The 24,541-nt window shown below is 55.1% G+C and carries 10 protein-coding genes and 17 pseudogenes; 17 read left to right on the top strand and 10 right to left on the bottom strand.

Features of this window, described 5'->3' with window-relative positions; translation table 11 throughout:
- Nucleotides 1-4,962 (bottom strand): annotated as a pseudogene (locus ACS0RQ_RS07050) (alpha-2-macroglobulin family protein).
- Between the two features lie 342 nt (nucleotides 4,963-5,304).
- Between ACS0RQ_RS07050 and ACS0RQ_RS07045 the strand changes: the two are divergent.
- The 5 genes and pseudogenes from ACS0RQ_RS07045 to ACS0RQ_RS07025 all read left to right on the top strand — a co-directional run bounded on the left by ACS0RQ_RS07045 (nucleotide 5,305) and on the right by ACS0RQ_RS07025 (nucleotide 10,002).
- Nucleotides 5,305-6,231 (top strand): PTS transporter subunit EIIC, encoded by a 927-nt coding sequence (locus tag ACS0RQ_RS07045; RefSeq protein ID WP_499079291.1) that lies wholly within the window; start codon nucleotides 5,305-5,307, stop codon nucleotides 6,229-6,231.
- The gene (locus tag ACS0RQ_RS07040; protein WP_499079289.1) at nucleotides 6,215-6,670 is read left to right on the top strand and encodes a PTS transporter subunit EIIB; all 456 of its coding nucleotides are present in this window, start codon (nucleotides 6,215-6,217) and stop codon (nucleotides 6,668-6,670) included. The genes ACS0RQ_RS07045 and ACS0RQ_RS07040 overlap by 17 nt, the downstream gene beginning before the upstream one ends.
- A 130-nt stretch (nucleotides 6,671-6,800) precedes the next feature.
- Nucleotides 6,801-8,171: pseudogene (locus ACS0RQ_RS07035) on the top strand (6-phospho-alpha-glucosidase).
- Between the two features lie 215 nt (nucleotides 8,172-8,386).
- A pseudogene (gene sseA, locus ACS0RQ_RS07030) lies at nucleotides 8,387-9,233 on the top strand (3-mercaptopyruvate sulfurtransferase).
- Nucleotides 9,234-10,002 (top strand): annotated as a pseudogene (locus tag ACS0RQ_RS07025) (MurR/RpiR family transcriptional regulator).
- Between the two features lie 13 nt (nucleotides 10,003-10,015).
- Here the strand turns inward: ACS0RQ_RS07025 and sseB are convergent.
- The 9 genes and pseudogenes from sseB to ACS0RQ_RS06980 all read right to left on the bottom strand — a co-directional run.
- Nucleotides 10,016-10,819, bottom strand: a pseudogene (gene sseB / locus ACS0RQ_RS07020) (enhanced serine sensitivity protein SseB).
- Between the two features lie 127 nt (nucleotides 10,820-10,946).
- Nucleotides 10,947-12,237: pseudogene (gene pepB / locus ACS0RQ_RS07015) on the bottom strand (aminopeptidase PepB).
- Nucleotides 12,238-12,315: 78 nt separating this feature from the next.
- A pseudogene (gene iscX, locus ACS0RQ_RS07010) lies at nucleotides 12,316-12,503 on the bottom strand (Fe-S cluster assembly protein IscX); the annotation flags it as partial.
- 1 nt (nucleotide 12,504) lies between these two features.
- Nucleotides 12,505-12,840 (bottom strand): ISC system 2Fe-2S type ferredoxin, encoded by a 336-nt coding sequence (gene fdx, locus ACS0RQ_RS07005; protein ID WP_039079657.1) that lies wholly within the window; start codon nucleotides 12,838-12,840, stop codon nucleotides 12,505-12,507.
- Nucleotide 12,841: 1 nt separating this feature from the next.
- Nucleotides 12,842-14,700 (bottom strand): annotated as a pseudogene (gene hscA / locus ACS0RQ_RS07000) (Fe-S protein assembly chaperone HscA).
- Nucleotides 14,681-15,250: pseudogene (hscB, locus tag ACS0RQ_RS06995) on the bottom strand (co-chaperone HscB). Before hscB ends, hscA begins: the two co-directional pseudogenes overlap by 20 nt.
- Nucleotides 15,251-15,380: 130 nt before the next feature.
- A pseudogene (gene iscA, locus ACS0RQ_RS06990) lies at nucleotides 15,381-15,716 on the bottom strand (iron-sulfur cluster assembly protein IscA).
- Nucleotides 15,717-15,870: 154 nt separating this feature from the next.
- Nucleotides 15,871-16,044, bottom strand: a pseudogene (locus tag ACS0RQ_RS06985) (iron-sulfur cluster assembly scaffold protein); the annotation flags it as partial.
- A 113-nt stretch (nucleotides 16,045-16,157) separates the two neighbouring features.
- Nucleotides 16,158-17,200 (bottom strand): annotated as a pseudogene (locus tag ACS0RQ_RS06980) (IscS subfamily cysteine desulfurase); the annotation flags it as partial.
- Between the two features lie 44 nt (nucleotides 17,201-17,244).
- Between ACS0RQ_RS06980 and ACS0RQ_RS06975 the strand changes: the two are divergent.
- The 12 genes and pseudogenes from ACS0RQ_RS06975 (at nucleotide 17,245) to ACS0RQ_RS06920 (ending at nucleotide 24,375) form a co-directional block, all read left to right on the top strand.
- Nucleotides 17,245-17,478 carry a hypothetical protein gene (locus ACS0RQ_RS06975; protein ID WP_499079288.1) on the top strand — a complete coding sequence of 78 codons (234 nt, stop codon included), beginning with the start codon at nucleotides 17,245-17,247 and terminating at the stop codon, nucleotides 17,476-17,478.
- Nucleotides 17,479-17,585: 107 nt separating this feature from the next.
- The gene (locus tag ACS0RQ_RS06970; RefSeq protein WP_499079287.1) at nucleotides 17,586-17,780 is read left to right on the top strand and encodes a hypothetical protein; all 195 of its coding nucleotides are present in this window, start codon (nucleotides 17,586-17,588) and stop codon (nucleotides 17,778-17,780) included.
- 57 nt (nucleotides 17,781-17,837) lie between these two features.
- Nucleotides 17,838-19,510 (top strand): annotated as a pseudogene (locus tag ACS0RQ_RS06965) (hydrogenase large subunit).
- A gap of 23 nt (nucleotides 19,511-19,533) precedes the next feature.
- Nucleotides 19,534-20,117: pseudogene (locus ACS0RQ_RS06960) on the top strand (4Fe-4S dicluster domain-containing protein).
- Nucleotides 20,118-20,249: 132 nt separating this feature from the next.
- Nucleotides 20,250-20,633 (top strand): NADH-quinone oxidoreductase subunit B family protein, encoded by a 384-nt coding sequence (locus ACS0RQ_RS06955; protein ID WP_499079285.1) that lies wholly within the window; start codon nucleotides 20,250-20,252, stop codon nucleotides 20,631-20,633.
- Entirely contained in the window at nucleotides 20,563-21,012 is a 450-nt protein-coding gene (locus ACS0RQ_RS06950; RefSeq protein ID WP_499079284.1) for a hypothetical protein, read from the top strand. Before ACS0RQ_RS06955 ends, ACS0RQ_RS06950 begins: the two co-directional genes overlap by 71 nt.
- Nucleotides 20,948-21,302 (top strand): annotated as a pseudogene (locus ACS0RQ_RS06945) (formate hydrogenlyase maturation HycH family protein). The gene ACS0RQ_RS06950 and the pseudogene ACS0RQ_RS06945 overlap by 65 nt, the downstream one beginning before the upstream one ends.
- Before the next feature lie 174 nt (nucleotides 21,303-21,476).
- Nucleotides 21,477-21,971, top strand: a pseudogene (locus ACS0RQ_RS06940) (hypothetical protein).
- A 561-nt stretch (nucleotides 21,972-22,532) separates the two neighbouring features.
- Nucleotides 22,533-22,958: pseudogene (locus ACS0RQ_RS06935) on the top strand (sigma 54-interacting transcriptional regulator); the annotation flags it as partial.
- 48 nt (nucleotides 22,959-23,006) lie between these two features.
- Nucleotides 23,007-23,243 carry an AAA-type ATPase lid domain-containing protein gene (locus tag ACS0RQ_RS06930; protein WP_499079324.1) on the top strand — a complete coding sequence of 79 codons (237 nt, stop codon included), beginning with the start codon at nucleotides 23,007-23,009 and terminating at the stop codon, nucleotides 23,241-23,243.
- A gap of 79 nt (nucleotides 23,244-23,322) precedes the next feature.
- On the top strand, nucleotides 23,323-23,505 hold the full coding sequence (locus ACS0RQ_RS06925; RefSeq protein ID WP_499079283.1) for a hypothetical protein: 183 nt from the start codon (nucleotides 23,323-23,325) through the stop codon (nucleotides 23,503-23,505).
- A 135-nt stretch (nucleotides 23,506-23,640) separates the two neighbouring features.
- A complete protein-coding gene (locus tag ACS0RQ_RS06920; protein ID WP_499079282.1) occupies nucleotides 23,641-24,375 on the top strand; it encodes a formate/nitrite transporter family protein in 735 nt (244 codons plus the stop codon).
- The last annotated feature ends 166 nt before the right edge of the window (nucleotides 24,376-24,541 follow it).

The raw sequence follows: 24,541 nt of genomic DNA, 5'->3' as shown, positions 1-24,541 counted from the left end.
CTATGGGCGAACGATCAACGGACCGCTTGCGGCCCCTGTTGCCCGCCACTGCGGCACATACATAGACTCCACCTGCGGCATCGGCAGTTGATAGGTTCCCGGCGTTACCGCACGCGCAAGGTAAACCAGCGTGACTGGCTGCCCTTCGCTAACGGAGACGGCGGCGACAAAGCGATCATCGCGGAATTCCATATGGGCAATATCTGCCTGCTGCATACGGTTAAGGAGTTCCTGCACTTCGCTGCCGCTATCCTGCAGGCTCGCGCTGCTGCTGGCCAGATTCTGGTTTTCCAGTTCCAGTCCGGCTGGCAGAAGGTCAACTACCAGCGCATCTGGCACGTTGTGGCTGGCGCGGACTTCAAGCCAGACCAGCACCAGTTCGCCGCTTTTCAGCGAGGCCAGTGATTTTGTCTGCCCATCGGTACCAAGGATTTGACGTTCGATATTCAGGACATTGCTGGCCGGTGCCGGGGTGTACTCCGGATACCCTGTACTGTCGAGACGCAGCCACATCGGGCTTTCACCGGTGTTTGTCACCGTCAGCGCCGTCATCTGGTCCGCGTTGAGTTCACGGGTTTGCGGTTTGTCGCCTTTCAGCTCTTCACTGGTCAGGGAGGTCTGTGCCTGCCATGTCCCCGGCAAGTTCTGCAAATGACGCCCCGCCAGATAAAGCGCATTGCTTTCCTGCGTGGAGAGCCAGCGTTGGCCATAGGCCTGTTCAGACAAGGTGGTCAGCAACTTGTTCTGCGCATCCGGCAACAGTGAGTTTTCTTCCAGCAGCGACAGCATCAGCGCATTATCACGCAGTTCGCTGCCGTAATCCGCCATCCAGCGCTGCGCTTTCGCACGCGGTGTCGTTAACGCCAGCGCCAGTGCCTGTTCACTGCGCGGAGCATCGCCCATCAGCTTGAGTGCCACCCCCAGTTGCAGCAGCGGCAGACCCGCTTTCGCCTGCGCATGACGCTGCCACAGTTCGCGCAGCGCGCCGAGTGGGGCTTTCTGCTGACGTGCAAGCACCAGCGCCGCATAGCTTTGCGCCGCAAATTTTGTCGCCTGGACATCGTCGCTGTAACGCACAGCCATCACCGCCGGGTCCTGCAAGTAACGCAGCAGACGGCTATTGGCGTTATTCAGCGCCTCCACAGGCACGCTGTAACCCTGCTCTGAGGCGCGTACCAGGAAGTCAGTCACATAGGCGGACAACCAGTACTCTTCCGGCCCGTTTTTATCCCATAACGAGAAACCACCGTCATCACGCTGCATTTGCAGCAAGCGGGCGATACCGATCTCCACTGCCGCACGGCGCTGTTCATCGCTGTCACCCTTGATACCCATCGACTTAAGCTGAGCCGCATTGGTATACAACGACGGGAACAGCCCGCTCGCCGTCTGCTCAAGGCATCCGTACGGGTAGGCTTTCAGCTCCTGAATGTAACGGGCGATGTTGAGCGAAGGACGTCCGCTCAGCAACAACTGCCCCTGCAGGGCCACTGGCGAAATACGTTTTGTATGCTCAGCCGGTGCATTCCAGCTCTCATGCGGATAGAGCATGACATCGCTGCTGATGGTCTGCGCCGGGTAAGCCGGGCGCACACCGATCTTCCACGATTTAGTCTGCGTCGCGAAGGTTTCCCCCGGCAATGTCAGGCCTGAAATGGCAGCCGTCACTTCGCCATCGCCATAACCGTCCAGCGCACGTACCGGAATAAAGAGTGTCATCCGCGCCCCTGGCGCTACGTTCACCGGCTTCGGTTGCTCGCTTTCCAGAGCCAGTAAGCCTTTTGCCGCCAGTGCAATGTTCAGCGTCTGCGGCTTATCGGTGAGGTTAGTAATATCGAGCGTCAGGCGGCTGGTATCGCCACCGGCCAGGAAGCGAGGCGTGTTGAGCTCGGTAATCACCGGTGCTGCGACAATCACTTTGCTTTCGCTGTTACCGAAGTCTTCCGCGGTCCAGGCCTGCGCCATCACGCGCAGTTCACCGTTAAAGTCGCCAATAGGCAGCGTAACCGTTCCTTCACCCTTGTCATCCAGCGTAACCGGCTGCGCCTGTTGGGCAATGATGGTGACATGGTTAACCGGTGGCTTGCCGCCACGGTTGAGCTCGTCACCATCACCACCAAAACGTAACGCGGCAAGACGCCCCTGCCCTTCAATCACCTGACCATAGATGTCATAGATATCGGCGCCATAGCGTTTTTGCCCAAAGAAGGCTTCCCACGGGTCTGGCGTAACATAATCCGTGATATTCAGCACCCCGCTATCCACTGCGGAGACCAGCACGTTGACCTGTTTTGGCACGGTGCCGTTTTTCAGGCTGGCCTTCACCTTGACCGTCAGCGGCTGGTTCGGGCGCATTTTTTGCGGACTTTCCAGGGCCACGGAGAGGCGGCGGTTTTCGTCCCCCATCGGCAGATGGAGCAAGCCCACGGCGCGTTTCGGCGTTGCCGATTTGGACTTATCCCCCGGACGCACTACCAGCGTGCTCAGGTAGAGGTCATGGCGACGCCATTTCTGATCCACCGGAATAGAGAGATCCAGCCCTGTCGCGGGCACGTCGATTTCCTGCCACCACAACGGCCCTTCGCTGGACTCAATCATGGCGTAGCCTTTGCCTGCCGCAGGTGCGGTGATGTGCAGCTTAATGGTATCGCCCGGCTGATAGGCAGGTTTGTCCAGCTTCATCGTGACACGGTCAGGGCGTGCGGCACCGGTGCCGTCGCTGTTATCCTGCCAGCTATAACCGGCCCAGAAACGGACGCTACTGACGCTTTCATCAGGCGCTTTGACTTCCAGGCGATATGAGCCCCACTCTACCGGTACGGTAATTTTCCCGGTTTCGTCAGCGGCGATATCCAACGTCTGCTCATTCTCTACCAGATTCTTTTTGATCAAACTGTGACTGCCAGCCTTCGCTTTCCGACCAGTTCCAGTAGTAGTCGCGACGTTCGCGAATCAATCGTACCTGCAGGCCAGAGACCGCTTTTTTCACGCCCTGCGCATCGGCATAGACAATGTCAAAACCGGCATTACCATTTTCATCAACAATCGGCTGGTTGACGGTGGTATCGGTGCGGTAATCGTAAACCGCCTTCGAGGCAAACTGCGGACGGATACCCGGCAGCACAGGCGCAGGCCAGATAGCCTGTTCAGCACGACGCGTGACCGGACGACCGCCCGATTCAAGCAGGCTTGCCTGCAAAATAACCTGCAACGGTGAGTGAGTTTCCTGCCACTGGCTGGGGGCTGTAACCTGGCCATGGCCTTTTTCATCCAGTGTCAGATGCACTTCATCCAGGGTACGCGTCAGATTTTCATCGGCAATGTCGCCAAACTGAAAACCTGGCAGGGCTTTTACCGCTTCGCGTAAAGGGCGCAAATAGAGCTGGCCCTGCAGGGTATTGCCGTTGGCCGGCGCACCGTACAGGTAATAGCCAGCGACGTTGAAATCCACATCCTCATCGGCCTTGAGCGGTGTCGGTTGAGGGCTCAGATTCAGCGCCATGCGTTCTGGCATAAAATCTTCTACATGGAAAGACCAGCTACGCAGTTGGTTATCCCCGGTATTGGCGCGAATTGACCATGTACCGGTCTGCGCGCTGGCATCCAGGGCGTAGGTAAAATGGTACAGACCGTTTGTCGGCTGGCTTACCACGGTACGCATCACCTGGCCATCCGGTTTGACCACCTCAAGCTTCACGGGCTGATCGGCGAGCGGTTTACCGTCGCTGTCACGCAGCAGAGCATTTACGATCACGGTTTCGCCGGGGCGGTAGAGATCGCGCGGACCAAACATAAAGAATTGCTTGCTGTAACCCGGATCACCGGCAATCGCAAATTCCGCCAAATCGAGGGCAGGAAGCTGCAAGTCGAGCAGGGTTGTTTCGCCGTCTTTACGCGCCAGAATCAGTGCCGCTTCTTTGTCCGTGGTCAGCGTGGCATGCCCCTGTGCATCGCTGGTCGCCTGCGCCAGCGTCTGACCTTTATCGTTCAGCAGGACAACATCGACGCCCGATTGCGCCGCACCGTTTTCGAGGCCCTGGGTGAAAATATCTAACCGATTATGGTAACGGTGGGCGGACAGGCCAATATTACGAGCGTAAAAAGGGTCGCCGCATTGCTATAGCTATAGTGCCCCGCCTGGTTCATAACGGCGATATAGACTCCGGCCTGCTGTAGGGGCTTGATTTCTCCCAGCGGAAGCAGAAGTTTTTCGCGGGCGTTACGTGCCGGATTGAGGTCAAACCGACCGGTGTAAACCAGATTGGCCATTTTCAGCAAATTGTCCGACTCCCAGTTGGTCAGCGCGTTGCGGTATTCCCACTGGCTAACGAAAGCCGCCAGCGATTCCGGCTTCACGCGGTAGAAGTTAACGTCCACATTATTGACGTTAAGCGCCATAACCGGCAGCCCTTCCACCACTTTTCCGGGCAGTAAAGAACCACGGCTGGCAAAGCCAACGGTAGGCTGAATATCACGGGTGGTAATCGCCTTTTCGTAATCAATACCAAACGTGGCTTTATTAAGCGCCACCAGCCCGCGGTCAACGGATACCAACAGTTCGCGGTTGGGTTCCAGGTGACGCAGGCGAAGTTCTTTCAGGTTTGTGGAGAGTTCCCATGCCCCGTCGACTTTGCCATTCTTTTTATCCACCACGTGGACAGTCTGGGCAAAGTTCTGATCCGGGTCGAGCGGAACGGAAAAGGTCAATACCAGGGCGGCCGCGCCCTCAAGCTGGACCTCTGAGGCATCTACCAGCGTTAACGGCTTGCCTTCACTGCTCGCCGCGAGTTGTTTGAGTTTTTCGCCATCCGGTTTTGTCGCGGGTGGCGTTTGACTCGCGGCTGGCGCAGCAGCTGCCGGGGCGGCCTGCGCTTCCTGAGGTTTATCGTTGTTATCACAACCTGCCAATATGAACGCACTAAAGAAGACGATAGCGATCGCCGTCGAACGTTTCAGTTTCATCCTTTATCCCTGGCCCACAAAGCCTGTTAATTCGTTAAGCGTAAGTATTATGCGTGACTTTGCCGATTACAAACAGCCTCCCAGAATCTGGAAAGCGCTTCGCTGAGTTTAGCCGGTTCGTTCGGCCATGTTACCGCGATCACAGGTCGTAACGTTACATGTTACCTTTCAGGTCATTTGTTTTTAAAACAATAAGATAGATAGCTTACTTTTGCGTTCACCTGCTAACGTTAGTGCATCTTCACCCCTTTTTCGCGGTTCATATAAGAGAGAACGTTATGAAGCAGAGCCGTTAACGCCCTACAAAATTTCGGTAAGTCCCTCTTTGGTCCGGTGCTGATTTTGCCGATTGTCGGCTTGTTTATCGCCTTCGGAAATATTTTTGGCAACGGCAACCTGGCAGAGTACCTGCCGTTTCTCGGTCATCCGCTGATTCAACATACCGGGCAACTGATTGCGAAATCCGCCGTCTCGGTGTTGGCAAATCTGGCGCTGGTCTTTGCAGTCGGCATTCCCGTTGGTCTCGCCGCACGCGATAAAGGCTATGCCGCGCTCATTGGTCTGGTCACCTTTATCGTGTTTATCAATGCCATGAATGTCACCTTGCAGATGCAGGGGGGGCTGGCAGCGGCCGATCAGATGAAAGCCGCGGGCCAAAGTATGGTGCTGGGTGTACAGGTGCTGGAGATGGGCGTCTTCGCCGGGATCCTCACCGGCGCGCTATCGGGATATCTGTACAACAAGTATTCCGGCGTACAGTTTTCCGGGGGCGATGGCTATCTATTCCGGCCACTGCTTTGTCGCCATCATCATGCTCCCTGTCTCTATGATGCTGGGGGTTGTCATGAGCGAGCTGTGGCCTTTCGCCAGCATGGCATCAGCACGCTGGCCATGGCCATTAAAGGTGCCGGGCCATTCGGCGTGGCCATTTATGGCTTCCTGGAGCGCATTCTGGTTCCCACGGGCCTGCATCACCTGGTCTACACGCCATTTTTATATACCGAACTGGGCGGTACGCAGGAAGTGTGCGGCTCGATGTATCAGGGCGCGCGCAATATCTATTTTGCCGAAATGGCCTGCCCGGACGTGAAACAACTGAGCAGCACAGTGGTGTGGGATGCGCGTGGCATCAGTAAAATGTTCGGCCTGCCCGCCGCAGCACTGGCCATGTATTTGACCGCCAGGCCCGAACGCAAAGCGGCGGCGAAAGCGATTCTCTATCCCCGCAGCGCTCACCTCCCTTCTGGTTGGGGTGACCGAACCGCTTGAGTTTTCTTTTCTGTTCGTCGCACCACTGCTGTTCGTGGTGCACGCGGTGCTGACCGGCATCGGCATGATGCTTTTCTCCCTGCTTGGCGTCCATGCCATCGGCGCAAACGGCATCATTGATTTTATTCTCTATAACCTGCCGCTCGGCACTGAGAAGTCGAACTGGCCGATGTACATCGTGGTCGGGCTGATTATGTTCGCCCTCTACTTCGTTATTTTCCGTTTCCTGATTTTGCGTTTCGACATGAAGACGCCAGGCCGGGAAACCGAAGACGAAGAGACGCGTTTGTACAGCAAGCAGGATTACCAGGCCAAAGGCAACAACGATGGACTGGGCGAGGCGATCATCGAAGGACTCGGCGGACGCGGCAACATCGAGGTGGTAGACAACTGCTATACCCGTCTGCGCGTCACGGTGGAAAGATGTAGCCACCATTGATGAACCTCGCCTGAAAGCAACGGGCGCGAAAGCGGTCATCAAACAAGGCAATAACGTTCAGGTGGTCTACGGGCTGCATGTCAAAAAAATGCGAGAAGCCGTTGAGGCGTTTCTCTAAAGGAGACTAAAGATGTTGAACCCCCCATTTATTCTCTCTATCGCCGGTGGCGGCAGCACCTACACGCCAGGGATTGTCAAAAGCCTGATGGTGCGTCTGGAGGATTTCCCGCTGGCGGAAATTCGCCTCTATGACATCGACGAAGCCCGACAGAGCACTATTGCGCCGGTGGTGGAAAAAGTGATTCGTGACCACAGCCAGAGCATCAAGTTTACCGTCACCAGCAACCCGGAAACGGCCTTTAGCGGTGCCCACTTCGTCTTCGCCCAAATGCGTGTCGGCCAGTACAAAATGCGCGAGCAGGATGAAAAAATTCCGCTGCGTCATGGTGTGGTGGGGCAGGAAACCTGTGGACCTGGCGGCCTGGCGTACGGTCTGCGCACCATTCTGCCAATGGTGGAACTCATTGACCTGGTCGAGCGCTACGCCGATAAACGCGCGTGGATTGTGAATTATTCCAACCCCGCTGCAATTGTTGCCGAAGGGGTACGTCGTCTGCGTCCGGACGCCCGCGTGCTCAATATTTGCGATATGCCAGTGGCGGCGATGCGCCAATATGGGGGCGATCCTCGGCGTTGATCGCCACAAACTGGAGGTGGATTACTTCGGCCTGAACCATTTTGGCTGGTTTACCCGCGTGCTTGTTGATGGCGAAGACAGACTGCCTCAACTGCGTGAACACATTGCCCGCTTTGGCCTGCTCACCGAAGATGCCGCACAGACCGATCCGCAACACTCGGATCCGTCGTGGGTGAAGACATGGCGCAATATTAAACCGCTGATGGATCATTTCCCGGAATATCTGCCGAACCCCTATCTACAGTACTACCTGATGCCCAACGAGATTGTTGAACATCAGGATCCCAACTATACCCGCGCCAATGAGGTGATGAACGGCAGGGAGAAAAAGCTGTTTGCCGCAGCCCAGGAGTATCAACGTACCGGCGTCCTACCGGATGCGTTTCATGTCGGGGTTCACGGCGCGTTTATCGTTGATGTCGCCTGCTCGCTGGCCTTTGATTTACGTCAGCGCCATCTGGTGATCGTCGAAAACAAAGGGGCGATTGCGAACCTCCCCTACGATGCAATGGTAGAAGTACCGGCGTACATCACGGCAAACGGACCGGAGCCGGTGCGCATGGGGGCGGTGCCGTTGTTTCATCAAACGTTATTGATGCAGCAACTGGCTTCGGAACAACTGCTGGTTGAAGCCACCATTGAAGGTAGTTATGAAAAAGCCCTGCAGGCCTTTTACGCTCAACCGCACAGTACCCACCACTGCAACACGCTAAAGCGATTCTTGATGAAATGATCGCGGCGAATCGCGAATACTGGCCCGCGCTGCAAAAAGCCTGGGAAAATGGTCGGGCGATAAAAAAATAACGAGGATACTCGCGCCTTTTGCGATGGTTGCTTGTCGGGGCAGGAAAAAACGTTAACAATTCAGGATATACCCTGAATAATTCAAGTTGCAGGCAGGCGACAGGTGAGAGAATCTCCGAAGCTTACTGATGTAAGTGACCGGGATGAACGAATCCAGCCAATACACCTGTAGCCTGAAACATGGCGGGTTTCTTGTTGATGACACGGAGGCAACCATGTCCACCTCTTTTTTTGTCTCAGCCGACTGGCTGATTGAACACGCCGATGACCCCGAGGTTCAGGTCATCGATGCCCGTATGGCACCCGCAGGCCAGGAACACACCCGTAATATGACGGCTGAATACCGCGCCGGGCACATTCCCGGGGCGGTATTTTTTGATATCGAAGCCCTTTCTGACCACACCACTTCGCTGCCGCACATGTTACCGCGCCCGGAAGCCTTTGCCGTCGCCATGCGCGAACTGGGCGTAAGCCACGACAAACATCTGGTGGTCTATGACGAAGGCAATCTCTTCTCCGCACCGCGCGCCTGGTGGATGCTGCGTTATTTCGGTGTCGAGCGGGTTTCAATTCTGGCAGGCGGATTTGCAGGCTGGCAGCGCGATGAACTGCCACTTGAGCAGGGTGACGCCAACTTGCCGCAATCTGATTTCGAAGTGAAAGTTGACCCATCACTGGTTAAACGCCTGACCGATGTGCTGCTGGTCAGCCACGAGCGTACCGCACAGCTTGTGGATGCCCGCCCGGCGGCCCGTTTCAACGCCGAGGTGGATGAACCGCGTGCAGGCCTGAAACGCGGCCATATTCCCGGCGCGCCGAATGTACCGTGGGGGCGATTTGGTGGTTAACGGTGAACTAAAAACGACAGACCAGCTGGAGGCCATTTTCACACGTCAGGGCGTTAATCTGCAGGAGCCGATTATTGTCAGTTGCGGCTCGGGTGTCACCGCCACTGTCGTCATCCTGGCACTGACCACGCTCGGCGCAAATAACGTGAAGTTATACGATGGTTCCTGGAGTGAATGGGGCGCGCGCGACGACTTGCCGATTGAACCTGCGTAAATGGATAACCGTTTAGCGCCCCTTTAACGCGCGGGAGTCTCTTACCCGCGCCGAATACCGGGTCCTTGCCCACCTCACGGATCACCCGCTGCTGGTGGGCAATATCACCGTCCGCGATCTGGCGACAGCGACATTTGTCTCACTGCCACCATTATGCGGCTATGCCAGAAACTGGGGTTTAGCGGTTACAGCGAATTCATCTGGCACTGCAAACAGCTTCTGGCCGATACCCCTCATATTCCAGAGCAGGTTACGGGAAACGGCAATACCCTGCCTGCGCTTTTCCATCAGTTTATGGCGAACTACCAGCAGACCTTTCAATGGGTGACCGAGGAAACGCCAACAGTTCGTCACATTACTGCGCGAGAAAGAGAGTTTTTTCCTTTATGGCGCCGGCTTTTCATATCTGTTTGCGGAATACCTGACAAAAAAATTGCAGGTGCTGGGCAAGACGGCATTTATTTCCGGCCCCGGCGACAGCCGTAATATCTTCCTCAGCAACGCGGCGCGTTACCAGGTGTTTATCGCCGTCTCACGTAGCGGAGAAACGGAACAGGTTCTGGATAAAGCGCGTATTGCACAGAATGTCGGTATGACGGTTATCGCCTTTACTCGCGCCTCGGCGAATACGCTGGCAAACCTCGCGGATTTGCATTTTGCGTTGTATGACGAAGCGGTGCATTTTGCCGCCGAAGCGGCCGGGGTAACGTCGTTTGAGTCGAATCTGGTGTTACTGATGGATTTACTGCTGCTGGAAGTGACGGGATAAGCCCGTCGACGTATCAGATAATGCGGTTGTTCTTCAGATTGCGCAGGAAACTGCCCCAGCGGCGCTCATAGAAGGGGGTGATATGGGCAATCAGCAAACGGCTGACCCCGTGTTCCCCTTTTACTACCTGGCAAATATCCACTCGGCTCATCACCCGGTAAGGTATCCATTGCCACACTGCCTGCCGCCTCAATCACGCTCTCAATGTCGCCTTCGGCTTCAATACCAATCAGCAGGTTCGGCTGGGCATCATTTTTCTCTTTGATAGAGCAAAGATACGCACATTTCACATGGTTGAAGGTCGAGAACAATTTGATCAACGAATCGATCATCTGCGCGGGCGGTTCTGCCACTTCGGACAGCAGCAGCGACATGCCGCCTTCCAGCACTTCCTGCTGGCTTAACGGACTGTCATCTTTACCCACCAGATGGCTGATTTCACGCGGCGTGAGCTCTTTACCGGTCGGTAACTTCGCATTGAGGAACAGCGTCTCACCGAGCGTCATTTCAAATAGTGTACGCGCAGGCATCACCACAAATGCCTGCTCCGTTTCCACCGCCTGCTGCAGGGCTTCGAGGGAGGTGAAAGGGGATCACCGACTGGCCGTCGTCCTTTTCCCAGTGCTGTAGATCCAACACGCTGTCTTCAACAATGGCTTCATCTTCCGCTGGCAGTGCCTGGCACCCAAACAGTGGATTCCAGCAATTTGCGGAAAAATGCCGGACGATAAGCCGGCTCAGTCGCAGCTTTTTCCAGCAGGCTATCGAGGGTTTCAGGCTCGTGATGATGGTCGTGATTGTGGTCTGAATGAGACATAAATTTTACTGTTCGTTTAAGCTGTTTGAAGCCCTCACCCGGCCCTCTCCCATAGAGAGGGGGGGACGGCCTGCACCGTACAATCCCCCTCGTCCCTTTGGGGAGAAGGTCAGGATGAGGGGGAAAATTACTTCGCGGTCAACAGATTCGCGATGGCACGCACGCCAAGGCCCGTCGCACCCGCAGCCCACTGCTCCACCGCCGCTTTACGATAGGTCGCAGAGCAGTCGATATGCAGCCAGCCCTGCTGATAATTTTCCACAAAATGCGACAGGAAGCCTGCCGCCGTGCTTGCCCCTGCCGGGAACGCCGCGCCAGCGGTGTTATTCAGCTCGGCAAAGTTTGACGGTAGCTGATTACGGTGGAATTCCGCCAGCGGCAAACGCCAGAACGGCTCGTTTTCCGCCGCAGCGCTGGCCAGTAAACGGTTTGCCAGTTTGTCATCGAAGCTAAACAGCGCATGATAGTCATTACCCAATGCGGTTTTAGCAGCCCCGGTCAGGGTCGCGGCATCAATGATAAATTGCGGTTTCTGCGCGGAAGCATTAATCAGACCGTCTGCCAGCACCAGACGCCCTTCCGCATCGGTGTTCATGACTTCTACGGTTTTGCCGTTGCGGTAGCGGATGATATCGCCCAGTTTGAAGGCATTGCCGCTGACCATGTTATCCGCGCAGCATAGGTAAAGTTTCACCCGCTTTTTCAGGCCGCGCGTAATCGCAAATGCCAGTGCACCGGTCACCAGCGCAGCGCCGCCCATATCGGATTTCATCGAATCCATAAACGCGGTCTGCTTGATGCTATAACCGCCGGAATCGAAGGTAATGCCCTTTACCGACCAGGCAGGCATAGATTGGCGCTTCTGCATCACCCGTCGGGTTAAAATCCAGCGACAGCAGTACCGGCGGACGTTCAGAACCGCGCCCGACAGTACGGATGCCCATATATCCTTTTTCGCGCAGATCTTCGCCTTTCACGATCCGGTAAGAGACCGCCTCGCCGCCCACGTCATTGAGCAGATCCACAGCGCGTTGCGCCAGTTGTTCCGGCCCGAGATCTTCTGCCGGCGCATTGATGATGTCACGCACCCAGTCGATGGTTTTCAGACGGCTGTCGAGCTCTTTTTGATCGGACTCTGATAAGGTCGGCCACTCAACATTGCGCGTCCCTTTCGGCCCTTTGTAACCAGCCCAGAACGCCCAACTGCGATCCGCGTTCCAGCCTTCTCCGCTCAGCGCGACATGCTTTATGCCCATGCCATCAATTTTGCGCGCGGCGCGCTGAATTAAGCCCGTGTCATCTTTACCGGTCAGGTGCAGGGTGATGCCGTCGTTATTAATACTGTAGAGCGCTTTTTCGCCCCAACGAGCGTCTGCGCCCTGGGTCGTCAGCGTAATTTTCATCGCTTCTGTTGTCATTGTTTTGTCCTTTAGCGCATGGGATATGAAAACGGGCCGCCAGCAAGGCAGCCCGTCGATATCAAGATGCTTCATCTGCAACCAGACTAGCAGAATTGCTTCGAGAATCTTTTCGTTCGATGTGTTCGGATCGTCATCAAAATCTTCCAAGATTCGCAAATCCACTGGTGCATATCGGTGAAGCGGACAGTTCTCGGATCGAGATCCGGGTTAGCGTCATACAGCGCCTCGCCGATCTCGCGACTGTCGGTCCATTTCAGTGCCATATTAATGCTCCCGGGCGTGGTTGATAGTGTAACGCGGGATCTCCACGACCAGATCTTCGTCGGTGACACGCGCCTGGCAACCCAGGCGACTTTCCGGCTCAAGACCCCAGGCTTTATCCAGCATGTCGTCTTCGTCTTCGCTGCTTTCCGGCAACGAATCAAACCCTTCACGCACGACACAGTGGCAGGTGGTGCAGGCGCAGGATTTCTCACAGGCGTGCTCAATCTCAATACCGCCACGCAGGGCTACATCAAGAATGGTCTCGCCGCTCTTAGCTTCCAGAACTGCGCCATCGGGACAGAGGTCCTGATGAGGCAGAAAAACGATCTTTGGCATGTTAAACCTCGTCGACGGAATGGCCTTTTAACGCGGTGCGCACGGACTGATCCATGCGGCGCGCGGCGAATTCCTGGGTTTGTTTGTCTAGATTTTTAATGGCTTGTTCTATGGCGTCAGTATCATCGCCGTTAGCAACCGCACTTAACTGTGCGATAGCCTCGTCGATAACCATCCGCTCTGCGGCGCTTAACAGCGCGGCATCTGTCGCCAGCGCACCGTTAAGGCTTTCCAGTACGCGGGCAGCTTCCACTTTTTGTTCGGCCAGCATACGCGCTTTCACGTCCTGCTCAGCGAAGCTCATGGAATCTTTAATCATGGTGGCGATTTCGTTGTCGGTCAGGCCGTAGGATGGCTTGACCTGGATAGCCGCTTCAACGCCGGTGGATTTCTCCATGGCTGTCACGCTGAGCAGGCCGTCCGCATCCACCTGGAAGGTAACACGGATATGTGCGCCACCCGCTGGCATCGCCGGGATACCACGAAGCGCAAAACGCGCCAGCGAACGGCAATCCTGCACCAGTTCGCGCTCGCCCTGCATTACGTGGATAGACATGGCCGTTTGCCCATCTTTGAAGGTGGTGAACTCCTGCGCACGCGCCACCGGAATGGTGGTATTACGCGGGATAACTTTTTCCACCAGCCCCCCCATGGTTTCCAGGCCAAGCGACAGCGGGATCACATCCAGCAGCAGCATGTCGCTGTCTGGCTTATTGCCCACCAGAATATCGGCCTGGATCGCCGCGCCAATCGCGACAACTTTATCCGGATCTATGGAGGTCAGCGGCGTACGACCAAAAAACTCACCCACTTGCTCGCGAACCAGAGGTACACGCGTGGAGCCGCCCACCATGACCACTTCCAGCACTTCGTTAGGCTCAACGCCCACATCTTTCAGCGCGCGACGGCAAGAAAGCAAGGTACGTTTGACCAGCGTCGAAATCGAGCGCTTCGAACTGTTCACGGGTCACTGTGCCCTGCCAGCCAGCCACCTCAACGGTGACGGACGCGGCATCGCTCAGCGCAATTTTTGCGGCAATAGCGGCGTCAAGCAGTTCACGCTGCAGACGGTTGTCGCCATGCTGAGGCAGGTTCGCCTGCTCGCGGATAAAATCTGCCAGCAGATGATCAAAGTCATCGCCACCCAGCGCGGAATCACCGCCGGTAGCCAGCACTTCAAACACCCCGCGGCTTAAGCGCAGAATGGAAATATCAAAGGTACCGCCGCCCAGATCGTAAACGGCAATCACCCCCTCTTTCCCGGAGTCCAGGCCATAGGCTATCGCCGCTGCGGTCGGTTCGTTGAGCAAACGCAGAACATGCAGGCCCGCCAGGCGCGCGGCATCTTTGGTGCCCTGACGCTGCGCATCGTCAAAATATGCCGGAACGGTGATAACCACGCCGTCCAGCTCGCCGGACAGGGATTCTTGCGCGCGCAGCGCAAGGGATTTCAGGATATCGGCAGAGACGCGGATCGGGTTTATCAGCCCCGCGCTGGTGGCGATCATCGGCAGACCGTTCTCGCTTGCCTGCAATTGATACGGCAGATGCGGGTAACGTACCTGGATATCGCTCAGCGCGCGGCCCAGCATACGTTTTACGGAACTGATGGTATTAACCGGATCCTGTGCGGCGTTGGCACGCGCGTCATAACCCACGGGTATGTTCGGTGGCTGAATAGTGCACAACCGAAGGTAACAGATGACGCCCGGCGCTATCGGCAAGGGTCTCAGCTCTGGCCGCTGCGTACAGTAGCAACCAGAGAATTGGTGGTGCCTAAAATCTGATGCCTGCCGCCAGACGACGCTGATGCGGCGCCGGCACTCAAACCAGGTGCTCACTAATTTGTAATAAGGCCATCTTGTGCTTCCAGAAAAATTAAAAACCGAGCAGTTTTTCTTTCGAGTTGTTCTATTGAGCTGCGCAGTTTATCGAGAACTAAACGCAGTTTTACGCACGGTATCCGCCGCGACATCCCACGTTTCATTATTCAGTTGTTCAATCAGTTGCTGATGGCGGGAATCAAACATACCTTTCACGCGTTTGCTAGAAGCTTTCCAAGACGCGCCTGATCCCGCGCCTGTTCAATCTCTATCAAGCTCTTCGCGCAATTCCAGTTGTTCCATCAGAAAAGCGGTATCGCGCACCGTGGTGCTGCTCGCTGGCGAGATCGAAGCCGTGCAGTGAAAGGAGATATTCCGCGCGATTCAGCGGGCTGACGCAGCGCTTCTGCCATGCCTGATTGATGAGTTGCAGACTGCTGCAGCGCAGCCAGTTGTTCTGCCTGGGTTCCGCTGGCGAATTTATCCGGATGGTATTGACGCTGCAGATCGCTGGTAGCGTGACGCCAGCGCCTGAATGTCAATCTGATAGTGGGCGGATAACCGCAAAGAGAAGTGAAGTAATCCATAGCAATCTCGGATATAGACCTGCTGAGAAAACAAACCCCACACACAGTCATACTCTGCGTCCTTCACGCTGACTCAGGCGCGAAGGATGTAGAAGTCTTTTCTATGGTGGGGCTTATCGGTGAAATGCAATTACACGTTAAAGCTTTCGCCGCAACCGCACTCACGTCTTTGACGCATTCGGGTTGGTGAACTTAAACCCTTCGTTCAGGCCTTCTTTAACGAAATCCAGTTGCGTGCCATCAAGGAATTGCAGGCTCTTGCCGTCGATAACGACCTTCACACCTTTATACTTCGAACACGGTGTCTTCCGCCGAGGGTTCGTCAACAAATTTCAGTACGTAGGCCATGCCAGAACAACCAGAGGTTCTGACCCCCAGGACGCAGGCCAAACCCTTTACCGCAGGATTGGCCAAAAAGCTTATTCACTCGCGTTGCAGCACTGTCGCTCAGGGTATTGATCGACATACAATGCCCTCAATTATTTTGCTTCACGTTTACTTTTGTTAGTCCGCAATTGCGGCCTTAATCGCAATCTTCCGCCAGAATTAGAGCAGTGGATTTTTACCGGCGGCAATTCCAGCTCTTCGGGCAATGTCAGTGTTTTTAATTGCCTGGCGCTTCATCCAGGGACTTGCCTTTTACCCACTCGGTGACGAGTGAAGCTGGAGGCGATTGCCGAACCGCAACCGTAGGTCTTGAAGCGCGCGTCTTCAATGGATACCTTCATTGTCTGACTTTGAATCTGCAACTTCATTACGTTCGCCAACAGGCTGGTGCACCCACCATATCCGCTACCAACGCTCTCATCGCTGTTGTCAAAAGAGCCGACGTCGCGCGGGTTTTCGTAGTGATTCGATTACTTTTTCGCTGTAAGCCATGTTACTGTTCTCCTGATTCCGCTACCGATTAGTGATGTGACCATTCAATGGTGTTCAAATCCACGCCCTGCTTGAGACATTTCCCACAGTGGAGAAGAGTTGCGCGCAGACGACCAATGGAGTTGCGAACCAGCTTGATGGCGTAGTCAATCTCTTCTTCGGTAGTGAAACGACCTAAAGAGAAACGAATAGAGCTGTGTGCCAGCTCGTCAGTCATACCCAGCGCGCGCAGCACGTAAGAGGGTTCCAGGCTCGCCGAGGTACAGGCAGAACCAGAGGAAACCGCCAGGTCTTCGAGCGCCATGATCAGCCACTTCGCCTTCAACGTCAGTTAAAGCTGAGCGTTGAGGATGTTTGGTGCGCCCTGGTCGAGATCGCCCGTTCAGGTAGACCTCTTCCATATCTTTCACGCCGTCCCACAGACGGTTTACGCAGACCGCGCAGACGCGCCACTCTCGGTTTCCCATCTCTTCTTTGGCGATACGGTAAGCTTCACCCATGCCGACAATCTGGTGTACTGGGCAGGGTACCGGCAATCGCATACCGCGCTCGTGACCGCCGCCGTGCATCTGTGCTTCAGATACGGATACGCGGTTTCATGACGCACGTACAGCGCGCCAATCCCTTTTCGGGCCATCAGATTTTTGTGGCCGGAGAAGGACATCAGATTCCACTTTCAACTGGCTCAGGTCGATAGGGCAGTTTGCCCACGCTCTGGGTCGCATCAACGTGGGTAGATAATGCCGCGCGCACGGCACATTTCGCCGATGGTCGCGATATCCTGTACCACACCGATTTCGTTGTTCACGTGCATGATGGGGAGACGAGGATGGTGTCGTCACGCATGGCCGCTTCGAGCTCTTTCAGGTCGATGATGCCGTTGCGCTGAGGTGCCAGATAGGTCACGTCGAAACCTTCACGCTCGAGCTGACGGCAGGTGTCCAGCACGGCTTTGTGTTCGGTTTTGCTGGTGATGATGTGCTTGCCTTTTTTCTGATAAGAAGTTAGCCGGCACCTTTGATCGCCAGGTTATCGGATTCGGTCGCGCCAGAGGATGAAAACAATTTCTCGCCGCGCTGCTGCACACGCTGAACCATAGCCTGACCAAAACACTATTGTTCTGCGGTTCCGGCGACGTGCTGCTGAAATACGGCACCCGCAATCTGGACGTGGTGTGCGGCATGTTGAAAGTCATACCGTTTACCGCCGTCCTGCTCTGGCAGCAGCACTGGCACTGGGCGGCATGCCCCCGTTCAATATTTTTCCTCAGCGAGTTCCTGTGGCCCGTTACCGCCAGGGCTGGCGGCCGATCATCTGCTGGTGACTATCGTACTGCTGCCTGTTGCTGACGATTGTGCTTGGTGGAGCTGGTGCGCATGGTCGCCGAGGCGCTATTTGCCGCACCGCCTCAGGAAGTCGCCAGCAGTGAACTCGGCTCGCTCACCGCGGTGTGCAGATGGTCGTCCTGGTGATGATGCTGGTGATGCGGATTCATATTCCGCAACCGGTAAGCAAAATGCTGGCAAATGCTTCTGCCATCGTGATGTCCGGTAATGATGAACAATCAACACAATTTAGTTGGCTGTGGGCGTCGTTTGACACCACCGCCGCAACCGCAACACCCGCGCGGGTTCAGGGAGAGTTAAAGTGAGTTATTTAGAGAGTATCAGGTCTAGATGCCCCTCGTGGCGGTGCCTGTCTTGCGGCGTTGAACGCGCAATTTCCCGGTGCCATTCTTGAAGAAGAGCGGCAAACCTTTCAGCGAGCCCACCATTACGGTAAAACTGGATCTGCTGCCGGATATTGTGCATTATCTCTATTACCAGCATGACGGCTGGTTACCGGTGTTATTCGGTAACGATGAACGTACTCTGAATGGTCATTACGCGGTCTACTACGCCCTTTCTATGGAAGGGGCGGAAAGATGCTGGATTGTGGTAAAAGCGCTGGTGGATGCCGACACGCGTGAATTACCCTGCATCACTCCGAAGGTGCCCGCCGCCGTCTGGGGCAAGCGTGAGATCCGCCGACATGTTTACGGTACATCCCGGTAGGCCTGCCGGATCAGCGCCGTCTGGTGCTACCGGACGACTTCGCCGGACGATTTGCATCCGCTGCGTAAAGACGCCCATCAATTACCGTCTGCGCCCGGAGCCAACCACCGATACGGAAAACTATCCGTTTATCAATGATGGCGATAGCTCGGCGCGTGTTGTTGCCGTCGGCCCGCTGCACATCACGTCGGACGAACCCGGCCGCTTCCGTCTGTTTGTTGATGGCGAGCGCATTGTAGCGATGCCGATTACCACCTGTTCTATGTTCCACCGACGGTATCGAAAAGCAGCGGAAACCCGCATGGGTTATAACGAAGTGACGTTCCTGTCAGACCGCGTCTGCGGAATATGCGGCTTCGCCCACAGCGTGGCCTACACCACCTCGGGTCAAAACACCTGGGCATTGTTGTGCCGCGACGCGCTGGTACTATCCGCTCGGTGCTACTGGAAATGAAACATGTGCACAGCCATCTGTTAAACATTGGGCTTTCCAGCCACTTCGTCGGCTTCGATACTGGCTTTCTGTCAATTTTTCCGCATCCGCGAAAAATCGATGACCATGGCAGAACTGCTGACCGGCTCGCGTAAAGCGCCGGTCTGAATCTGATTGGCGACGTGCGGCGCGACATGACGTGAAAGAGCAGCGCATTAAAACCATCCAACTGGTGAAGGAGATGCGCGCGGAAGTCGTCCAACTGGTTGATGTGCTGCTATCAGACGCCGAATATGGCACAGCGTACCCAGGGGGTTAGGATGCTGGATCGGCATAATTGCGCACGACTACAGCCCAGTCGGCCCGCTGATTGCGCGGCAGTGGCTTTAACCGTGATCTGCGCTTTGACCATCCTTATGCCGACTACGGCAATCTGCCAAAAACTTTGTTTAGCTGGCCTGCCGGGGATGTTTTCTCGCGCGTGATGGTGCGTATCAAAGAAGACGCTTGATTCCCTCTGGATGAGTTCGTTTGCCCTCGACAATATGCCAGACACCGCGCTGTTAACCAGAAGGGTTCAGCTACAAGCCGCATAAATTCGCGCTGGGTTATGTGGAAGCACCGCGCCACGAGGATGTGCACTGGAGCATGCTCGGCGACAACCAGAAGCTCTCCGCTGGCGCTGCCGTGCGGCGACGCTGTGCTAACTGGCCGGTGCTGCGCTATGTGTTGTGCTGGCGATACCGGTCCGATGCGCCATTGATCCACGGGAGTCTCGATCCCTGCTATTCCTGTACGGACCGCGTCACGCTGGTGGATGTACGTAAGCGCAAGTCCACCACCGTGCCGTGCAGAAAGAGATTCGAGCGTTACAGTATTGAACATCGCGATTAGCCGGCTGAGATAAGGAAGATACGATGCTTAAATTGTGGAAAACCATTATGAGCAGCGGGCAGGGCAGGCTGGCCACGGTGGGAGTACCCATTGCACCGCTGGAGGTCTGTTCCTGGATTTCACGGCAAACCCAAGCTTAATCCTGAGCAGTGCTGGCCTGCGGCGCCTGCACCACCACCTGCCCTGCCAACACGCTGACAATGGAAAGTGACCCGGATAACAACACCACATACTGGGCAACTGTTTATCAGGCCGCTGCATCTACTGTGGCCGCTGCGAAGAGGTGTGCCCAGACACGGACCATTGGCCTGTCAGAGGAGTTTGAGCTGGCAGTGACCCCGCGAAGAAGACCTCTATGTGCGCGCGACCTTTCGGCTGCAGCATTGCAGTGAGTGCCACGCCCCCTTTTGCGCCGGAAAAATCCGTCGCCCTGGCGGCTGAATTCCCGGCACTTCATCAATCGAACCCGGCGCTGGTGGAAACCCTGCGCGCCCAGGCCGATGTCTGCCCGGCATGTAAACGTCGGGCAGCACTGGAGCGTCGCGGCAGCGCCAACGTTCATTATTCTATTGAGAGAGCCAGCGCTGAGCACGGATTTCCCTGGTAGGCTGGAGCGGCCCTGTCAGATCAGCCCGTAACGCTGGGATGGACAAGCGCCGGGGCGGAAGCGAGTGCTTCTTCGCAATCTGGACCGTTCTGCCTATGTTTACAGCGTGGACTGCGGGGGGATGTAACGGCTGTGGAGTCGGAATACCCGGCGCGATCGCCCCCGCTGTTCGATGCCGAACGCTTCGGCATTCAAGTCGTTGCGTCGCCGCATCACGCCGACATTTTACTGTTTACCGGCGGTGTCGCCCCGCGCCGTGCGTATGCCCGCGCTGCGTGCCTGGCATTCCGCGCCTGGACCGCGGAATTCGCAATCTCCTATGGCGCATGCGGCGTCGGCGGCGGTATTTTTCACAATCTGCTACAGCGTCTTGGGGCGGCGGCGATACCATCGTCCCCATTGATGTCTATCGATCCCCGGCTGCCCGCCGACCCCGGCGGCAACGGTGCACGGTTTCGCTGTCGCGCTCGGCCTGCTGGAGCAGAAACTGCACGCCGAAGATCATCACCAGGCTGAAAATGAAACGGCGACCGTCCGTTCGCCTGCCGTACCGCTGGCCATCCGCGTTGATATCGAGCGTCTGGCGCGTCGACTGGCAGGCTATCGCCAGGGACGTGAAATTACCAATCGCTTCTTCGCACTATTAACCGAAGGCAATCCACGCGAAAGTTCCACGCACGTTGATCCCTGGTTGCAGCAGGCGGCCGATCCGCATCTGGACACCATCGTGCCAGCGACTGCGCGCCGAGATGAAGGGGAAAGCATGTCTGTAGAAGGGCAGCGAAGTGATATTCTGGACACTGCGGCAGAACATGCTGATGACAGCGTAGATGTCGAGGAAGAGCCGCCAGGTGATGTACTACTCGCTGGCCATTGGTCACCACATGGGGGGTAATCGACTGCCTCAACGTGGTGCTGGAATGTCGCTTTGCCGACACTACGAGCGCTGGCTTGCGCTACTGGAAGAGGGCGCACGTAAGAGAAAAATGGGCAGGTCAGGCTTGGCGAGGTGGCAGGTTGATGCCAGTGGCTCAGGTGTGTTCCAATGGACTGGGCCCCGCCTTTGCTGAACTGACAGAAGGAGCCGATAATGCCTGGCGTAGCTGGAGCCAGCTCATCTTGCAGCAATTGAAAGACGCTGCAGGTGAACAGGCGAATTATCTGATGGTGCAGCAACTGGATTAACCATTAGTGATATCAATAAAACGTCAATTCGTATGACAATTAGCTATACGTGAAGCGGGTAACACTACAAAAAATAAAGGGGTATAGTAGTATACCGGGTGGACCGCTTCTCTCTACCGAAGAACAATCACTTGATATGAAAAAACGGATAAGGAAGTCACATTATGTTGATTTATGACTATTTTTTTCTGCTTTTCTGTACAATTGATTCTGGAAGGATGCAGTATCCATGAAGTACAGCATTTGCTGGAACAGAAGGATGAGGCGTCCATCCTGCGGGCATTCATTGCCCTACCGCCTCCATTCAGCCCCATTCAGTTTGTTCGAACTTCGCCTGAGTAATTCGCGATTCTACCGCTGTTTTGATCAACGGAAGCGTTGAGTTCTGCACCAGTGAATATGCCAGTTGCAATCGGCGATCCTTCAAAACAGGTGATTTTACTTGCCGGAGAAACCGTGGCTGAGCTGCGCTTTGTGCGCACCGATGGCGGTAAATTTTGCGAAAAAGACAGCACTATGTTTGCCTGGCTGGCACGCCTCGCGGCGCAAGGTTTAGAGGGTGATATTGAGCGCGACAAGCTGGAGCAATCTGTTTCGCTGTTGCGCCAGGAGCTTGACCATAACCAGGTTCTCGTTGATCTGCGCCAACTCAGTACTGTCTCACCTTGATATTGATGAACTCGTAGCGGATGTATCACGTGAAATCCACCGCTTCTTTCGCATAGATCCAGTCGCGATGGTGCTCCGTGATGCCCTGCGCTCGCGCCAGCTTATGTGGAACTCGACGGATTTCACGGTTCAGCCGCCAACAAGCCAGCAATACCCGCTACGCAGTGATAGCCAGTTGCTGCATTTCGCACTCAATGGAAACATCATGCGACCCTGTTTGCAAAAAAGAAACGAGCCGCGGATACTGGCAAAATAATCCCTTACTACAACACGTTGGAAGTGCCAGGTCTGGTGATTTTGTTATTAGGCTGCTGGCTTTTAGCCATTAGTCTTGCGGCAGGTGCTTCGTCCTGGCACACCAGGATTTGTCAATTTTTAACGCACAAAACTGTCGATTTCTTCGACAGATTGCCAACAAGAATTGGCATTGCTGTCGATAATGCCGATGCCTATCGCAAAGTGACACATCTGAAAGAAAACCTCAAAAACGAGAACAACAAACTTAACAAGCAAATTCTATCCAGCCAGAGCTTTGGCGACATTATTTATCAGAGCGACGCCATGCGCGATGTGCTCCAGCAGGTCGATACTCTTGCCCTGAGTGACAGTACCATGCTGATTTCTGGCGAAACCAGTACAGGGAAAGAAATTATTGCCCGTGCTATTCACCAGATGAGTCTGCGCAGAAGAATAAACCGCTGGTGAAAATCAACTGTGCCACAATTCCATCCACCCTGCTAGAAAAGCGAACTGTTTGGTCATGATAAAGGGGCGTTTACCGGCGCTATCAACACCCACCGTGGGCGCTTTGAAATGGCGGATGGGGGAACGCTGTTCCTCGATGAAATCGGCGATATGCCGATTGAAACTGCAGCCTAAATTATTGCGTGTGCTACAGGACACGGGAAAATGAGCGCATTGGCGGCACCCACACCATTCCCATTAACGTTAGGGGTAATTGCCTGGACTAATCGCAACCTGAAACAGATCGTAATTGACCGGGAGTTTCGCAACGACCTGTTCTATGGCCTGAATGTGTTCCCGCTGGTGTTGCCGCCACTACGCGATCGCCCGGACGATGTCCCGTTGCTGGTCAGGTACTTCACACCAAAAACTGGCGCGCAGTTTTTAAACCGCCAAATCGACACCATTCCTGCCGATGCAATGCGCCAGTTGATGCGCTGCGGATGGCCTGGCAACGTGCGCGAACTGGAAAATCTTCTCGAACGTGCAGTATGCTCTTCACGCGATAATTCGCTGAGCCTGCATTGAAATACGCAACCCAGCAGCATGGTGCAGCCTGTGGCCCAGTCAATTCCTTTTCCTTTCCCCCTGCCCCCGCGTGGCGGAAATGATGCGCACCAAGCCGCCGGAAAACGATGAAGAGGAACGTCAGCGTCTTATTCAGGTGCTGCGAGAGACAAACGGTATTGTTGCCGGGCCGCGCGGTGCAGCATCAAAATTAGGGATGGACGTACCACGCTGTTATCGCGTATGCGGCGGCTGGGCATTACCGTTACAGGAAGTATTGTAATTCAGTTACTGAGTTTAAGTGTAAGCGAATTAACGCTTTAGAGGCGATGCCGGTTATGTGGCTGGTACGCCCTATGCATATAAATGCGGGTGTGGATCTTGCTCCCTCATTAATGCATCAACTCAGGAGATTCTGATGGATACCAGCAATGCTTTTGATCTGCGACTTTCCGCAGAAATGGCAAAGGTACATCAACAGGCAGGGTTATATAAAGTCAGCAAGAAGAAAGAGCTGTCATTACCTCGCGGTCACGGCTGGTGTATTTATTTCCATTGCATTCGTTTTCTATATTGCCGTCACAACCGGGCCTGCCCCTGCAACCGCCCTGGCAAAACTGGCCGGCGGCGTGTGCTTCTCGCTGGGCCTCGTCGCGGTGGTGGTCTGTGGCGCAGATTTGTTCACCTCGACAGTATTGACGGTGATCGCAAAAGCCAGCGGGCTAATAAGTTGGCGACAGTTAATTATCAACTGGACATTCTCTATTTTGGTAACCTTGTCGGCGCCCTGTTTTTTGTCGCGCTGATTTGGTTTTGCCGGGCGATATCTGAGTGGCAATGGTCTTTGGGGACTGAATGCCTTTACAAACCGCCGAGCCATAAAATGCATCATACATTTGTTGAAGCCGTTTGCCTGGGAACGCTTTGTAATTTAATTGGTATGTCTGGCTGTGTGGATGAGTTATTTGGGCATACGCTAACCGATAAAATTATGGCGATGCTGTTGCCTATCGGTATGTTTGTTGCCAGCAGCTTCGAACACAGCATCGCGAATATGTTTTTGATCCCGCTTTCTATTTGTTATTGGTTATTTTGCCGCCGAAGGATTCTGGACCAGCATTCACGCCAGCCCCGGAACATTTTCCGGCATTAACGGTCAGCAATTTTATCACGGCCAATCTAATCCCGGTGACGATAGGTGATGTTCTCTGGCAGCAGGCTGTGGTGGGGAATGCACTTACTGGATTATCTATTTGCGTAACCAAAATAACGGGCACTGAACACGTCCCTGATGGCGCTGCGCTTATCCAGGCTCGATT

The sequence above is a fragment of the Phytobacter diazotrophicus genome, assembly GCF_052061655.1.
Lineage (GTDB): Bacteria > Pseudomonadota > Gammaproteobacteria > Enterobacterales > Enterobacteriaceae > Phytobacter > Phytobacter diazotrophicus.
Note: the sequence above shows the minus strand (reverse complement) of the source record. Positions and strands in the feature narration are given on the sequence as shown.

Coding starts and splice junctions, on each gene's coding strand:
- fdx (WP_039079657.1), bottom strand. CDS start 12,840: ATGCCAAAGATCGTTTTTCTGCCTCATCAGGACCTCTGTCCCGATGGC.
- ACS0RQ_RS06970 (WP_499079287.1), top strand. CDS start 17,586: ATGGTCGTCCTGGTGATGATGCTGGTGATGCGGATTCATATTCCGCAA.
- ACS0RQ_RS06925 (WP_499079283.1), top strand. CDS start 23,323: ATGATGCGCACCAAGCCGCCGGAAAACGATGAAGAGGAACGTCAGCGT.
- ACS0RQ_RS06920 (WP_499079282.1), top strand. CDS start 23,641: ATGGATACCAGCAATGCTTTTGATCTGCGACTTTCCGCAGAAATGGCA.